Source organism: Anaerosolibacter carboniphilus, from assembly GCF_014205875.1.
Taxonomy (GTDB): Bacteria; Bacillota; Clostridia; order Peptostreptococcales; family Thermotaleaceae; genus Anaerosolibacter; species Anaerosolibacter carboniphilus.
The window spans coordinates 58,248-72,940 of sequence record NZ_JACHEN010000023.1 but is presented as its reverse complement, the minus strand read 5'-3'; the positions used below and the strand labels follow the sequence as shown (position 1 = coordinate 72,940).

14 protein-coding genes are annotated in these 14,693 nt (G+C 39.5%); 1 reads left to right on the top strand and 13 read right to left on the bottom strand.

The genetic code is table 11. The features are described from left to right. Nucleotides 1-2: 2 nt before the first annotated feature. From HNQ80_RS17220 to HNQ80_RS17170, 11 genes are all read right to left on the bottom strand, one after another. Nucleotides 3-2,993, bottom strand: coding sequence for a sigma 54-interacting transcriptional regulator (locus HNQ80_RS17220; RefSeq protein WP_184311912.1), 2,991 nt, complete (start codon nucleotides 2,991-2,993; stop codon nucleotides 3-5). A gap of 295 nt (nucleotides 2,994-3,288) precedes the next feature. Beyond that, on the bottom strand, nucleotides 3,289-3,438 hold the full coding sequence (locus HNQ80_RS17215) for a hypothetical protein (RefSeq protein WP_207727066.1): 150 nt from the start codon (nucleotides 3,436-3,438) through the stop codon (nucleotides 3,289-3,291). 148 nt (nucleotides 3,439-3,586) lie between these two features. Next, nucleotides 3,587-4,894, bottom strand: a complete 1,308-nt coding sequence (locus HNQ80_RS17210; protein ID WP_330602925.1) for an NAD(P)H-dependent oxidoreductase — start codon at nucleotides 4,892-4,894, stop codon at nucleotides 3,587-3,589. Then, nucleotides 4,894-5,253, bottom strand: coding sequence for a PTS glucitol/sorbitol transporter subunit IIA (locus HNQ80_RS17205; protein WP_184311909.1), 360 nt, complete (start codon nucleotides 5,251-5,253; stop codon nucleotides 4,894-4,896). Before HNQ80_RS17205 ends, HNQ80_RS17210 begins: the two co-directional genes overlap by 1 nt. Nucleotides 5,254-5,329: 76 nt before the next feature. Next, nucleotides 5,330-6,304: a PTS glucitol/sorbitol transporter subunit IIB gene (gene srlE / locus HNQ80_RS17200; RefSeq protein ID WP_184311908.1), complete on the bottom strand. Its 975-nt coding sequence runs from the start codon at nucleotides 6,302-6,304 to the stop codon at nucleotides 5,330-5,332. A 12-nt stretch (nucleotides 6,305-6,316) separates the two neighbouring features. Then, nucleotides 6,317-6,865, bottom strand: a complete 549-nt coding sequence (srlA, locus tag HNQ80_RS17195; protein WP_184311907.1) for a PTS glucitol/sorbitol transporter subunit IIC — start codon at nucleotides 6,863-6,865, stop codon at nucleotides 6,317-6,319. A gap of 95 nt (nucleotides 6,866-6,960) precedes the next feature. After that, a complete protein-coding gene (locus HNQ80_RS17190; RefSeq protein WP_184311906.1) occupies nucleotides 6,961-7,332 on the bottom strand; it encodes a transcriptional regulator GutM in 372 nt (123 codons plus the stop codon). Nucleotides 7,333-7,347: 15 nt separating this feature from the next. Continuing rightward, on the bottom strand, nucleotides 7,348-8,298 hold the full coding sequence (locus HNQ80_RS17185) for a sugar-binding transcriptional regulator (RefSeq protein WP_184311905.1): 951 nt from the start codon (nucleotides 8,296-8,298) through the stop codon (nucleotides 7,348-7,350). Between the two features lie 191 nt (nucleotides 8,299-8,489). Continuing rightward, nucleotides 8,490-9,182, bottom strand: a complete 693-nt coding sequence (gene ispD / locus HNQ80_RS17180; protein ID WP_184311904.1) for a 2-C-methyl-D-erythritol 4-phosphate cytidylyltransferase — start codon at nucleotides 9,180-9,182, stop codon at nucleotides 8,490-8,492. Nucleotides 9,183-9,332: 150 nt separating this feature from the next. Next, entirely contained in the window at nucleotides 9,333-10,454 is a 1,122-nt protein-coding gene (locus tag HNQ80_RS17175) for a PIN/TRAM domain-containing protein (RefSeq protein ID WP_184311903.1), read from the bottom strand. Nucleotides 10,455-10,698: 244 nt separating this feature from the next. Continuing rightward, the gene (locus HNQ80_RS17170) at nucleotides 10,699-11,175 is read right to left on the bottom strand and encodes a CarD family transcriptional regulator (RefSeq protein WP_184311902.1); all 477 of its coding nucleotides are present in this window, start codon (nucleotides 11,173-11,175) and stop codon (nucleotides 10,699-10,701) included. A gap of 312 nt (nucleotides 11,176-11,487) precedes the next feature. Between HNQ80_RS17170 and HNQ80_RS17165 the strand changes: the two genes are divergently transcribed. Then, the gene (locus HNQ80_RS17165) at nucleotides 11,488-11,883 is read left to right on the top strand and encodes a nucleoside triphosphate pyrophosphohydrolase family protein (RefSeq protein WP_184311901.1); all 396 of its coding nucleotides are present in this window, start codon (nucleotides 11,488-11,490) and stop codon (nucleotides 11,881-11,883) included. A gap of 56 nt (nucleotides 11,884-11,939) precedes the next feature. Here the strand turns inward: HNQ80_RS17165 and disA are convergent, their stop codons facing one another. Together disA and radA are read right to left on the bottom strand one after the other, a co-directional pair. Next, on the bottom strand, nucleotides 11,940-13,010 hold the full coding sequence (gene disA, locus HNQ80_RS17160) for a DNA integrity scanning diadenylate cyclase DisA (RefSeq protein WP_184311942.1): 1,071 nt from the start codon (nucleotides 13,008-13,010) through the stop codon (nucleotides 11,940-11,942). Between the two features lie 228 nt (nucleotides 13,011-13,238). Next, nucleotides 13,239-14,612, bottom strand: coding sequence for a DNA repair protein RadA (radA, locus tag HNQ80_RS17155; protein ID WP_184311900.1), 1,374 nt, complete (start codon nucleotides 14,610-14,612; stop codon nucleotides 13,239-13,241). Between the last annotated feature and the right edge of the window lie 81 nt (nucleotides 14,613-14,693).

The window sequence follows — 14,693 nt, the reverse complement described above, 5'->3', positions numbered from 1 at the left end:
CATTACCTCCCTGATCTGTTCTCCAGTAATGCAATGACATCATTGTAGCTATCTTGCCTTAACAAGTGATGTACATTGTCCTTTTCTTCTAAAAATGTGTATAACTCTTCTACAACCGCTAAACAATTATGGTCTAAGGCTAGCATTAAAATAAGCTTTACCTTCTCCCCATCCCATTCTACCGGCTCAGTTAACCTTCCAAGGGCAATACCGGGTTTTATTACATAGCTAGGATCTGCATGGGGGATTGCAATCCCCTTCCCTGTATGAGTCGATCCCAACGCTTCCCTTTCTATAATCCCCTCTATGAAGTTCTCCTTAACATATCCATTTCTAAAAAGTATCCCGCTTAATTGAGATAATATCTCTGTTTTCTCCTTACCCATTAAATCAAGAATCATGATTTCTGGCTGCATCATAGCTTTGAGCCTTTGAAAAACTTTTTTTCCTATATCATCTTTCTGTTTAATTTTCTTGCTCTCCAGTATGTGTTTTAGCCGTTGAAGTCCTTGTCCTCTCGCAATATCTTGTAACGATATATAATCTACATTCTCTATATTGGGATTTATCGTTCCCACAATGGCAAGGATCTCATATTCCTCTTGTATATCATGAATAATATGATGAATATTTGCGTCAAGGGCGCCAATGGGAATAATACGAATTTTTTTCCCATATTTTCCGGTTGCGTTCTCCAATAATGCTTTGATTTTCTGGGCAGATCCTTGACCTGTGATACAAATCGCAATAATCACGCCTTCCCTGTCTTTAGATGGTTTTTCAGCATTTTGCTGAGTGTCCATGAGTCTGCTGATATATAACGGCTTCTCTTCCAGCGTATCCGCGATCTCATCTAGATTGGCATCGGGAAGCATCGCTCTTCTGACAGCTTCAATCACCATCACCGTATCTGTTCGGGTTAAACTCCTGGTCTTGATACCTGTCTTCTGGGTAATCAGTTCTCCAAAAGTAATCAATGATCCCATATCTACCAGCAAAAGGGTACCTTTCCCTTCGTCATTGTCTTTCACCGTATCTATGGCCCTATCTAAAGCATCCTCTGGACTCTCATCCAGTGTCATTTCAATCGCTCTAGCATGATTCACCCCTAACAGTCTGTTGGCCACATCCGCCATGCCACTGGCCACATTTCCATGGGATATGATGACCACACCAACTCTGCCTTCTTCTGCTCCCTGTTTCTCTTTTGTCATCATCCTTAAATACATGGTAATAAAGCCTGCTTCATCGTCCGTCAATCTAATATTAAATTCATCTTCTATAACGTTGACCATTTCCTTCGCCACTGTAAATTCTTTCTTATATTCTTCTTTGATTTTACTTAATTGGGGATTTTTCACCATTTTCCCTTGTTTAAATCTCTCAATGGTTGTGCTTAAGTGAACTGCCAAGACATAATATAAATTTTCAGCACCTACCCCAAGCTTTCTTTTGGCGATGCGTATGATCTTTTCTACCACACTGATTACTTCTATGCCTACAATCTTGATTAAATCTTTTTTCTCTAGGGGCCTAACATTGTCTTCCACCTTTTTTACTAGTTTTTCCAATCGTTCTTCCATTTCACTGCCAATGATATAATTGATTACTTCTTGATTCATATCTTGATTCTGGAGATCTGCGTATCGCTGTTCAATATATTGATAGATTTCATTGGGGAGTATGTAGACATTTTCTTTGATTAACTCTTTATATGGCTTGTTATCAGGATAAGCAATAATATCGGCATTTCCCGTGAGACGTTCAATTTCAGGTCTATTGGTTTGAATCTTTAATATACCCTTTTTCGAATTTGAAGGAAGTTCTTCCATACCGATTTCCATGATCTTTGTTTTTAAAACAACTCTGTTTAGGAAACCTCGTGCACATGCCACCTGAATATCACTTCGTAACTGCCCGATATTTCCTGGACAATCATATAGTAGAAGAGAACGTAATGCTTCGTTGCTGATCTGTATCGCAACCTGGGTTCGGTAAGCTTCTTTTCTAAAAAATTCTTTGATGATATCTAATCGCTCATTCAAGGACCGCATGCTTAAGGGTGGTAACTCTATCATCATTGGAATTCTTCTGCGAAAGGTTATCAAAAGCATGGAGTCTGGATTCTCCGTAGTAGCTGCAATGATGGTAACCTGTACTTCCCTTTCTTTGTCGGTTTCTCCTAATCGCCTAAATTTCCCCTTGTCAATGAGATAAAACAATATTTCCTGCCCTTCATGGGGTAATCTATGAACCTCATCTAAAAACAATATACTTCCATTGGCTTTTTCTACAAGGCCTTCCTTATTTGCATCAGCACCTGTAAAAGCGCCCTTCACATAGCCAAATAATTGCGCCATGAGTAACTGAGGATTATCGGCATAATCTGCACAATTGAAAACAACAAAGGATGCATTCGATTGAATTACTTTGGATTCTTTGGCAAATTCATACATAGCTGCCGCCAGTTCACTTTTCCCTACTCCCGTGGCCCCTAATATCAATGTATGAAGTCCATGGGGTGGATATAGTATTGCTGCCTGAGCCAGTTGTATACAAGTCTTTAAGCTACCTTCTGATCCAATAATGTTGGAAAAACCGCGATACTCTATGGTCTTCGCCGGTTCCGCGAATTCCATTGCTTTTCCCATATGCTTCATGCTTTCTTTCTCATGATTCTTACTTTTCTTATTATGTTCCTCTGCCAACTCTTTTCGATATTCTCTTATGGCGTATCTCGATACATCGAAGCCCTGATGTATAATTCTCTTTGTCAACTCCCGTTCAGAAATATTCTCATTTTCCTTTAGCAACTTTTCTATACATTTCATTAAAATTGGTTTTCTGCGTTCTCTGGAATCTGGTACGCCAATTTCATTTCTAAGAAGCGTGATGGATTCTCTACGGCAATGAAGAATCTCAGACAGCTGTTCATCTGTTAATGGGTTCTTTCTATCTTCTTTATGAATTAGTTCTTTTACCCGTTCCCTCATAAGCTTCCTCCTAACGTAGTTATTTAGCAATATTCATGCCAATTTCCCTATGGTTTTTTGCTCGCTCTAAAAAAGAAAACGATTCCAATGTTTTCAGCCATTTCGTTGATTGAAACTTTTACTTTTCATGCCATGAATCCTATGGATCCCTCTTCATCATACGTTTTCAACCACAGTGGTATATTTTGTCTTAGTATCTTTATGCCCTTCTATCTTCTAAAATGTCCTTTATTTTTTGATATAAAAGCTCCGCTAAAATTCTATGCTGATAGTTTATGATATTCCTCTGCACAACTCATGCACAGGGAATCAAAGTCGTAGTTTCCTGCATACCCGTAGGGGTGGACGCCCCTGTCCACCCGCCAATGTTCTTGCTTAAACCAACGGACGGACAGCATCGTCCATCCCTACAGAAATCAGTATAACGCTTTAGCAGAACCAACATAAGAAGAGAGACAGATGGATTTCTCCATCTGTCCCTCTTTATCAATTCTTTTTCTTCAAGAATTGATCTTGCTCTCCTTTTACCTGCAGACAAATTTTAGAGCATAAACCCATTCCTATAAAAAAAGAAGTGGTTTATGCTCTATCATCTATAACAACCTATCCTGTAATTTTCTGAGCTGAAGGATCAAAGAGTCTTGATCCAGCGCTACCATATCATAGGTAATGATTTCACCTTTTTTTACATCCTGCTTTAATAAAGACTTCTGGTTGATTAATCCCAAAGGAAGAGCGCCACATTCCTTCGCACGAATAGCGCTTTCTATGGTTCCATATACTGTATATCCACCAATTCCATCTAGATACTGGCCTGCCTTCAAATCCTTTTTTGCAATGGCAATGGTTTCTGATACTGGCGCTCCCAGAGGTACAATGGTGGACTGATGATCCAATACAGCTTTCACTGCAGACAAAGGTGTTTCTAAGCTACAAAGATGGTAGGGCCTATATAGTACATAGTTTGGTCCTGGCCCCATGCTCAAATATTGCATTTCCCGATTTACTTCTGGTAATCGGCTCGTGACAATGACAAAAACACCTGGCGCTACGCCATTTACATAATCCACCACGCCATATTGCCTTAAGATGCCGCCTTCTTCTTTTAATCGAAATATTTCAGGCAAAACCGCTACATTGGCAGATGGTCCATGTCCTCCCCTTATATCCGCAACAAACCCGGTTGCATTGGACATAGCCGTCATCTCAACCATGGTTTTTGTACCATCTTTAAATGCAGTCAGCATCTTAGGGCTAACCCCACGCCTATTTGCTTCCTCCAAAACAGTGTCAGGATTGCATCCATAATCAAGCTTGTTGTTTTTGCCTTTTCCGATCACCCTAACTTCAAATCCTAAGGCATCGGCAAAATCATATAGTTCTTTCACTGCACCCGGCTCATCTCCCGCCGAGCCTGTATAAACTACATCAGCATTATCTGCTAGCTTTTTCAATAAAGGACCGATGACAATGTCTGTTTCTACATTCAGCATAACAATATGTTTTTTGCTGCCGATGGCATCCATGGCAACCCTAGCACCTACCTCCGGAACGCCAGTGGCCTCAATGACTACATCAAGACCTTCCGCCTTTGCAGCGATTTCTACATTGTCTGTCACCACATATTTTCCCATTTCCATCCAATATTGCGCTTTCTCTAATGACTCAACAAATTTGATCTCATCCTTGGATAAACCTGCATTTTCATAGGCTTTTATCGCATGCTCGATCTTTATATCTACCACAAGAGCTGGAATGATGCCCTTCATAAGCATCATCTGACTCACCATTCCCTTGCCCATCTGTCCGGCTCCTACGATACTTGCATGTATCTTTTTTCCCTGTCCTTCCAGTTTCATTAATTTTTCATTCAAGCCAAGCATATTCCCACTCCAGTCCATTATTTGTATTGAATTTCCAGCAAATCTCCTACTTTTATCTCGGGAATCTCTTTCCCTTGTAGTTCAATACATCCTGGTAGGTCAGCCTCTGTCTTTCCTGTAAATTTTAACGTGCAATGACCCATCAGCTTAAATGTCTTATTCGCCTCATCTCCAACTGCTGTAACAACGTATTTTTCCCCTGAAAGCACAAGAATGTCACCCGCTTCAATATCTCGAAGAAATTCTTCTATTGTATGAAGTATAGATATCTCTGCCAACGCTGCTGGCGCATTTTCGTTAAAAAGTATAATCATCTTTTCATCTAAAAAGCTCAATGCCATTGCACCAATGCCCGTAATAATGGATTGATATTTCATATCCTTCCCCCTATATAAAAGTTATCGGGATAATGAGGTGGTATGCCTCCTCCAGCAGACATACCACCTTAGCACATCAATATAGTCCAATACTAAATGCGAAGGCAATCAGTACAGACAGTGGTCCAGTAATCAATCTGGAAATTAGGATAGCAGGCACACCTATTTCTACGGTTTCCGGCGCTGCTTCTCCTAAACTCAAGCCTACAGGAATAAAGTCACAACCAACCTGCGGGTTGATGGCAAACAGGGCTGGTAATGCATATTGAGGTGGTATGCTTCCCTTGCCAATTTCGACACCTATAAGTACGCCAACAACCTGAGCAATGACTGCACCTGGCCCTAGCAATGGTGATAGAACAGGAATTGCGCATACTACCGAAATCACCAATAGTCCTGGTAATGTTCCTGCAAAGGGCGAAATCGTATTTGCAATCCAATCGCCGATCCCTGATTTCAGAATAATACCAATGAGCATACTTACAAACGCCATAAATGGAATGATGTTTTTAATGACCTGATCTATGGTCTCCCTACCGGCTTGATATAATTTTCCTACAACATTTCCTACACCTTTCCCCATCTTCGTAAGAAAACTACTCTTAGCCTGTTTGCTAGATCGGATCTCCTGCGGTGGTTTTACATCATGGATTGTCTTCTCTTGTGGAACAATATCTGCTATTCCTTCATATACAGTGATATTTTCTTCCTTTACCCCAGAAACATATATATCCTCTGTAATAAATTGGGCCAATGGCCCTGATTGCCCAACGGGCGTCAAGTTTACTGTAAAGATTCTTTTCTTAGGATATACACCGCACCTAGCTGTGCCACCACAGTCTACTACTACGACTGCAATTTCATGATCTGGCACACCTGTATTGAATCCATCTATAGGCGTCCCGCCTGTTAACTCCGCAATTCTCTGAGTCACAGGATCAATTCCTCCGCCTGTTATAGATACCACCTTGTTTCGCGTTTCTGTTGGCTGAATGATCAAAGGTCCTCCCCAACCGCTGCTTCCCTTCACAATCTTTACTGGCTTATACATCCTCATCCCCCCTTATGCGCTAGGCTGATTACTTTCTTTTAATGTCTTTTGCTTCATCATGATGGCTGTAATTCTTTCTGTTACAATACCTCTGATAAAGATCACAATCACACCTACGAGGAAATAGCGTACAGCAAGCTGGCCTAGGGGCAAGCCCAGTTGTTCAATCCCTTGGGCAATTCCCATGTAGACAAACAATTCACCTGCATTGGCATGGGGAAACAACCCAGTAATTGGGTGTACAAAAGATACGGCTGCATCATAAAAAGCAGGTTTGTATCTTTCTTCAAGGAATTTACCAAAGGAATAGCACATTGGATTCGTTAGAAAAAATACGGCAAGCACCGGAAATACAGTATACCTTGTAATAAAATTCTTTGATGCCGCCTTTGCTACCCGATGAACCTTTTCCTCACCAATAATTTTGATTAGCGCATTCACAGCCGTAATAAGTACGATTAACGTTGGTAAGATTCCTGTCATCAAACCTATAAACACTTCTCCACCTTTGTTAAATAATCCAATAAAACCTTCTGCTAATCCTGCCAGTGATTCTAGCATCATTCCACTCCTTTCCCTCTTGACATTTTTAAAAGGCTACGAAATATCACTCCCTTTCCTTTGATGTCCTATCATCTGCTGGTGTGTACTGCAACTTACTTCATCACCAATTTGCACTCCAATTGTTCTATTGCCTGCCTCATTGCCCTTACTCCTATTTTGTTTTGTCGTGTTTCATTTTCCGCTTTTAATTCCTTAATAGATACGCCCACTATATCTGGGATTTCTATAAATCGTGTAAACACTGTGATTCCCTCCATTTTTTCTCCTTTGACTATTTTTCCAGTTTTATCGCAGACAAGAATTGTAATATTTCCAGCCCTTATACGTCCTTTTTCCACACCGATCCCAACGATGCCCGCTTTATTCAGTATATGAATTCGATCTCTATAGTTCTTGATTTGCCAGTAGGATAAAACTCCTTGAAGAATCAGCAATCCAAAAGCAAATATAAATATCTTTTCCATCCAAAACCTTCCCCCCTATCGTTCTAGAAGCTTTCTACCGCAGGAATAATTTGTAACAAGAATATTAATATATTTTCCCTGAATGGCTCCTATTATGGCTTCTGCCTTTTCACACCCACCGGCAACGCCTAAAACCTTATTAATTTTTCTTAACCGTTCAATTTCAATGCCAAATACATTTCTATTAAAATCAAATTGATCTGTATTCCCATTAATGTCATAAAATTGCAGGCATATATCACCAACCGCCTTTTTCTTTTCAAAAATTCGAATGTCCTCTTCTTGAAAATAGCCCGTAGCCATCATCGTTGATCTTTTATCTGTTGGGACACCAATGCCCACAACAGCCAATTCAATGGCATTCATATCTTTCATAATCTGCTGAATGCTTTTATCCATCTTTAAATTGGATTTGATGCTTTCATTGGATAGTACCGCGGGTGCATGGAGCAGCCGAACTTCACCTCCAAATACTTGAGCTAAATCCCTCACGATCTGATTTGGATGGATATCTATCCAAACTTGCCCTACACCACCAATTAAGGGTATAAAGGTTACATTCAGTCGATCATTTTGTTCGATAAAATTTGAAATTTCTTTTATGGTAGTTCCCATGGAAACACCCACGATATCTTGATGTTTCAAAGTTCTTTCCAGATATTTGGCTGCAGCCTTTCCCAGTTCTGCCTTCTGTCCCTGGGAATTGGTTTTGTCATCCACTATAATTACTTCCTTTAATCCAAACTTTTTCTCCAGCTGCCTTTCCAAGTCTTCATAATTCCCTTGGGAGTTTTGAACAATCTTGATCTCAACAATACCTGTGTCCTTCGCATGCTTCAATATCCGAGAAACTGTTGGTCTAGATAGCCCCAAGATATCAGAAATTTGTTGCTGACTAAAATGTTCTTCATAATAGAGCATGCAGCATTTGGTCATTAAACGAATATCATGAATTACCTTTCTCATAACCAATCTCCTTTTCCCTATTTTTACATTTGTTCAGTAGTAGAACATTTTTCTTAATACAATGTATATTAAAAACGCTTTCGCAATATTAACAGAATATTTCAAATTTTAATAGTTAATTTATTAACATTTCATGCTATTTATTTTCTCATATATAGATAAAGAGCCGTTGTCTATGTGACAACGGCTCTTTATCTTTTTCTCTTATAATTCAAGATGGCTTCAGCTGCTATTAAATCCTCTGGTGTTGTGATCTTAATGTTTTCATAATCTCCTTCCACCATCTTTATTTTTATGCCCATGTGCTCTACCAGCATTGCATCGTCTGTGCCTAAAATCTCTTGGCTAATAGCAAACTCATGGGCCTTTAAGATAATCTCTTTTTGAAAAGCCTGGGGTGTCTGAGTAATCCATACATCCTCTCGCTTGGGCGTATAGCTTACAAAACGATCTTTGCCCATAATTTTTATGGTTTCTTTGATCGGCACCCCTGCTGATGCTGCACCATACGCTGACGCCCCATGGATACAACGTTGAATAACTTGCTCTGTGATCAGTGGCCTTGCGCCATCATGGATCAAAACGATGCTAGTCTCCTTATCTATGGCCATAAGACCATTATAAACAGATTCTTGTCTTTCTTTTCCGCCTTTTACTAGACGCTTTATCTTTGTATACTTATATTTTTCTATAACATTTTTCCTACAGAATTCTTGCTCGTCTTCATGTACCACCAAAATGATCTGTTGAATCAAGGTGCATTTTTCAAAGGTACTGATCGTATGGGCAAGAATAGGCCTATCCTTTAAGATCAAGTACTGTTTGTTCGATGCTGCATTCATTCTTTTCCCTTGTCCCGCTGCTAATATGATGGCTGTATTCATCGGTGGATACTCCTTTTCTTTCCATGCTGCTTTCTATTATACGTAATCTTAACGCTTTTCTCAATACCTACTGCCTTAGTGTATGTAATCTTATCTTATACTATAGAGAAGCCCAGCATAAGCTGGGCTTGTATGAATGAGTATATTATATTATGCCGTTTTATCAACCATTGACTTTGGTTTTGCGAAGATCATTCTGCCTGCCGCTGTCTGAAGAACGCTGGTTACTAAAACACCCATTGTCTCACCAATATGCTTTCTTCCGCCTTCCACAACAATCATGGTTCCATCATCTAGATAAGCAACCCCTTGACCAGATTCCTTACCCTCTTTAATGACCTGAACAATCATTTCCTCACCCGGCAACACCACTGGCTTCACTGCATTGGCCAGTTCATTGATGTTTAATACTGGTACCCCTTGCAGTTCTGCAACTTTATTCAAATTGTAATCATTTGTGACCACTTTTCCATTCATGAACTGAGCAAGTTTAAGAAGCTTGATATCTACCTCTGCCACATCCTCAAAATCCTTATCTGTGATCTGTATCTGAATGTTTAATTCCTTTTGAATTCGATTTAAAATATCTAAGCCCCGTCTTCCTCTATTTCGCTTCAAGCTATCTGACGAATCAGCGATATGTCTTAACTCTTCCAATACAAACTCCGGTATTACGATAGGTCCCTCAACGAAACCTGTTTTCGTAATATCTGCGATTCTACCATCAATAATTACGCTGGTATCAAGGATTTTAGGCGGGCTCTTATACTCGACCTTTGTCGTAGTCTTTTCCTTTGTTACAGCACTCTTCTTGAACACAGATGTTAAATTACTTAAGTCATCCCTCTTCTTCGTGGCAATGCTCACACCTAGGTATCCCAAGAATACGTATAATATGATCGATAAGATCATTCCTAAAAATGGTATCGGTATGCCCAATAAAAGTTGGCTTATCAAGTAGGCAATGAACAAACCAATAATTAATCCCATAGAGCCAATAATAATGTCCGTCGTTGGAATTTTTTGCAGTTCGCCCTCTACCCAATTTGCTGAATCCAAGCCTTTCTCCATCAGCCATGGAGTAATAAGAAAAAATATGATTCCACCGGCAATTGCCCCTATACCATTTGCCACCAATTCCATAATCGGTGTAATCTGGGGTACTTCTATCAATTGCTGCATCTCAACGAGTCTCATGAGAAGCATCGCTAACGCATAACCTGCTGAAGCCCCTGCTAAGGTTAATGCTCCCCGTATTATTCTATTGAACATGCTTTTTTCACCTCCTATCTAGAAATTATAACCATGGTATCTTTATTTTATAACTAAAATACCTTGGTTTTCAATAGGATTTGTATTTTTTGGTAATTTTGCCCTATCGTTTTTCTTATACCCTTAAATAGATGAAACTAGACAATTTTTTTATATCATTTCTGTTTTTTTATCGTATAAGAAAGTACACTTTCTTATACGATAAAAAACGAAGCGTCTACAGGACGCTTCACATTTATTTATCTTATTGAACCGCCTCGTTGATGAGGATTTCTGCAGCTTGTTCTTCAATACCTCTTGCTAAGACTAACTCGCTGATCAATATCTGTTTTGCATTGTTTAGCATTTTCTTTTCTCCTGTAGACAATCCTTTTTCCTTATCCCGGAGCATTAGATTTCTCACCACAGCAGCTACTTCATATATATCTCCACTTTTGATTTTGTCTAGATTGGCTCTATATCTTCTATTCCAGTTTTTGGGCATCTTTGATGTATCATCACTTAGTACAGCCATCACTTGCTCTACCTCATCCAAGGATATAATATCTCTCAAGCCGATATCTCCCACATTATCCAGAGGAATCATTACCTTCATCTCACCTAAAGGCATTTTCATAATATAATATTTCCGCTTTTTCCCGAGTATTTCCTTTTCTTCGATAGCTTCGATAACTCCAGCTCCATGCATCGGATAAACTACTTTATCGCCAATATTAAACATGTAGCAAACCTCCCAAATTATACATTGCCTCATATTAAGTATACAAAAACCAGGGAGTGTTGTCAAGAAATAAATATTTTATCATATGGTTTATGCATTGTCAATCACCTTCATTCACATTTCTTTCATGAACTTCTACTACCTTTTTTCAAAAACTTATATCTATTTTTATTTCGCTCATTTTCTTTTTCTGTGGTTTATTTTGCATATTGCATTCTATCGCTTTTTTCTTTCCATTCTAGTTATTATATGGTACAATTAACTCGTAAAAGGGATATGCTTCTCAATTTATTTTATTGAGGTGATTGATATATGAAGGATTCAATTTGTATAAAATTTCAACAAGAAGTTGCTAATGTCCTAGTGCGTCACAAGAGCGTATTAGATATCGTCACAAAGTATCAAGAAAGCTGTGCCAAAGTAAACCGTGCCATTGTAAAATCTGTAACCAGCTGTGGCTGCATTCAAATAGATGCAAAGAAACAGGATGCGCCAGATGCTATTTCCTATGAAGAGCTAAGCCAGTACATGTCTAATCATATTTCTGGCGAGTTATGTGATATCTGTAAGGATAAGATCGAGAAGGAATTAGCGAATCATTTATTCTATATGGCTGCTATTTGTAATGCTTTGGATTTAGACATGGCATCTATCATGCAAACTCAAGCCAAGCATTTAGAAACCTTAGGCAAGTATAGTCTTTACTAGAATATGATCATTTAAAAAACACCAATGAAAACCATTGGTGTTTTTTATTATCTTCCCTACCTGAGATGGCGATCCATCAACACTTGCTCCTGGACACGCCTTAATCCTTCTTTGATCGTCCTAGCCCGGATTTCTCCGATTCCTTCCACATCATCCAGCTCCTCAATAGACGCCTTCAATATCCTTTGAAAATCGTTAAAGTGAATGACTACATTTTGAATTACAGACATAGGCAGTCTTGGAATCTTACTTAACATTCTATAGCCCCTTGGTGAAACAGGTGTGTCTAGTAAGGCATTCAAGCCGCCACTGTAGCCTAATACCTTTCCAATATTCGTCAAATCTAAAAGTTCCTCTGAAGATAGGTTTTTAATCTGCCTAGAAATGGTATTATAATCTACGCCATCCCCATGGATTCTATAATCTTCAATCACATACTTCCCATCTTCTTTCACATTGGCCAGCAGTTCTTCCAATTGCATGCTCACCAATCTGCCCTCATTTCCAAGCTCTGCAATATACTTGTCTATCTCCGTTACAATTCTCATCACCATTTCGGTTCTTTGGAGCACCGTGGTCACATCATAGATCGTCACCAAGTCCTCAAACTCTAATGCACTGAGGTTTGTCATGGCTTGATCCAGTACTTTTTTGTATTTCTCTAATGTTTGGATCGCTTGATTCGCTTTGGTTAAGACCTTATTTGTATCTTGAAGTATATACTTGGAATATCCCTTGTAAATTGTTATGATGTTTCTTCTTTGAGAAATGGAAATTACCATCTGCCCCGTCTGTCTTGCAACTCTTTCCGCGGTTCTATGGCGAATACCTGTTTCAGAAGATGGTATAGATGGATCCGGGATGAGCTGTGTATTGGCATATAGAATCCGTTTTGCATCCGCACTCAATATAATTGCACCATCCATTTTTGCTAATTCATATACATAAGCTGTAGAAAAATCTATATTAATATAGAATCCACCATCTACTAGACTCATCACTTCTTCGTTGTCTCCAATAACGATTAACCCCCCAGTTTTTGCCCTTAATATGTTTTCTAAACCTTCTCTTAAAGGCGTGCCCGGCGCTAATAACTTAATGGAGCCCGTAATTCCTTCTTCCTTCATCCTATCATCACGCACCAATTGTCTGCCCTCCCAATTCTATACAAAATGCCATTACATTATAATATACCCATTTATTGAATTCCAAGACCATTTTTTATCCTATTATCAAAATTTTCCCAACCACATCAAAGAATTCTTTTTTGTATATCCTTCTTTATTCTCCAATTATAGCATGTTTCCTTCGTCTGTATCATTTATTTTTTAGCACCTCAAAGCTTCCTGTCTTTTTTACTCCGGCTTAAACAGCATGGCAATCGCATCCTTTAGAGAGTCTGCTCCAAAAAGCTGGATAGGATCGTTGATTTGAAGCTTTCGTCCACTTTTCCCTGGTAAAATGCATTTCTGAAATCCCATTTTTGCTGCCTCTTTGATCATTTTCTCCCCGTTGGAAACAGGCCTTAATTCCCCAGTTAAACTGATCTCCCCTATGGCCATGGTCGTTGTTGTTGGTATCGGTAATCCCCGCATGCTGGAGTAAATAGCCAGGGCTACCCCTAAATCCGAGGAGGTTCCCTCCAGTTTTAGCCCACCTACCACATTGACGTACACATCTTGATTGGTCAAAGGCAAACCGACCTTTTTTTCCAATACGGCAATAATCAAATTCAGTCGATTCAAATCAATCCCAATAGCTGTTCTCCGGGCAAATCCCAAGTTCGTCGGAGCCACCAATGCTTGAATCTCAACCAATAACGGTCTCGTTCCCTCTAAGCTGCAGATGGCAATAGCACCTTCCACATTAGGAGTCAAACCCTCTAAAAATATGGCCGATGGATTCCCTACTTCTACCAACCCCTCTTCCTTCATTTCAAATACACCGACTTCACTGGTTGTGCCAAATCGATTTTTTACCGCACGAACCATTCTAAACTCGGCAGTTCTTTCCCCTGTAAAGTGGAGCACGGTGTCTACTAAATGTTCTAGAATCCTAGGGCCTGCCAATTCTCCAGTTTTGGTCACATGGGCTACGATAAAGATCGGTATATCCTTTGTTTTACCGATTCGCATCAGGTTGTTGGCACACTCTCTCACTTGAGATACGCTGCCTGGCGCCGACGTCAAGTCTGGCTTGAACAAGGTTTGAATCGAATCAATTACAATAAATACAGGATTCAGTTCTTCTATATAGTTTTCTATCACATCAATATTGGTTTCCGATACAACCATCAGACGATCAGAGACAGCCCGGAGTCGTTCTGCCCGCATCTTAATCTGCTCTTCAGACTCTTCTCCAGACACATATAAGACAGTACCATACTGATCCCCAATAGTGCTGCTAGCCTGTAAAATCAAAGTAGACTTACCAATTCCTGGTTCTCCTGAGATCAATGTCAGTGAACCCTTTACCAGCCCTCCACCCAATACTCGATTCAACTCTCCAATATGAGTATCTAAACGATCATAGGTACTTGACTGAATGGCCTTCAGAAACTGAGGCTTTGATGAACTGGTTAAAGTAGGGGACTTTTTATAAGCTTGTCCCTTATCTTCTATCTCTTCAACCATAGAATTCCACGTTCCACATGTGCACTGTCCCATCCATCTAGGACTTTCATATCCACAGGACTGACAAACAAAAACTGTTTTACTTTTTTTAGCCATTTCTTCCTCCCACTATTTTCCCCTACTTGTCATATGCTCTTTTCTACTCTGATTGTATCTTTTTGGTATTTTCCCGTCAAT

Coding starts and splice junctions, on each gene's coding strand:
- HNQ80_RS17165 (WP_184311901.1), top strand. CDS start 11,488: ATGAAGGATTCAATTTGTATAAAATTTCAACAAGAAGTTGCTAATGTC.
- HNQ80_RS17185 (WP_184311905.1), bottom strand. CDS start 8,298: ATGAGAAAGGTAATTCATGATATTCGTTTAATGACCAAATGCTGCATG.
- HNQ80_RS17220 (WP_184311912.1), bottom strand. CDS start 2,993: ATGAGGGAACGGGTAAAAGAACTAATTCATAAAGAAGATAGAAAGAAC.
- HNQ80_RS17190 (WP_184311906.1), bottom strand. CDS start 7,332: ATGGAAAAGATATTTATATTTGCTTTTGGATTGCTGATTCTTCAAGGA.
- HNQ80_RS17170 (WP_184311902.1), bottom strand. CDS start 11,175: ATGTTTAATATTGGCGATAAAGTAGTTTATCCGATGCATGGAGCTGGA.
- srlE (WP_184311908.1), bottom strand. CDS start 6,304: ATGTATAAGCCAGTAAAGATTGTGAAGGGAAGCAGCGGTTGGGGAGGA.
- HNQ80_RS17210 (WP_330602925.1), bottom strand. CDS start 4,894: ATGGACTGGAGTGGGAATATGCTTGGCTTGAATGAAAAATTAATGAAA.
- ispD (WP_184311904.1), bottom strand. CDS start 9,182: ATGAATACAGCCATCATATTAGCAGCGGGACAAGGGAAAAGAATGAAT.
- HNQ80_RS17175 (WP_184311903.1), bottom strand. CDS start 10,454: ATGTTCAATAGAATAATACGGGGAGCATTAACCTTAGCAGGGGCTTCA.
- HNQ80_RS17215 (WP_207727066.1), bottom strand. CDS start 3,438: ATGTTGGTTCTGCTAAAGCGTTATACTGATTTCTGTAGGGATGGACGA.
- disA (WP_184311942.1), bottom strand. CDS start 13,010: ATGAAGGAAGAAGGAATTACGGGCTCCATTAAGTTATTAGCGCCGGGC.
- radA (WP_184311900.1), bottom strand. CDS start 14,612: ATGGCTAAAAAAAGTAAAACAGTTTTTGTTTGTCAGTCCTGTGGATAT.
- HNQ80_RS17205 (WP_184311909.1), bottom strand. CDS start 5,253: ATGAAATATCAATCCATTATTACGGGCATTGGTGCAATGGCATTGAGC.
- srlA (WP_184311907.1), bottom strand. CDS start 6,865: ATGCTAGAATCACTGGCAGGATTAGCAGAAGGTTTTATTGGATTATTT.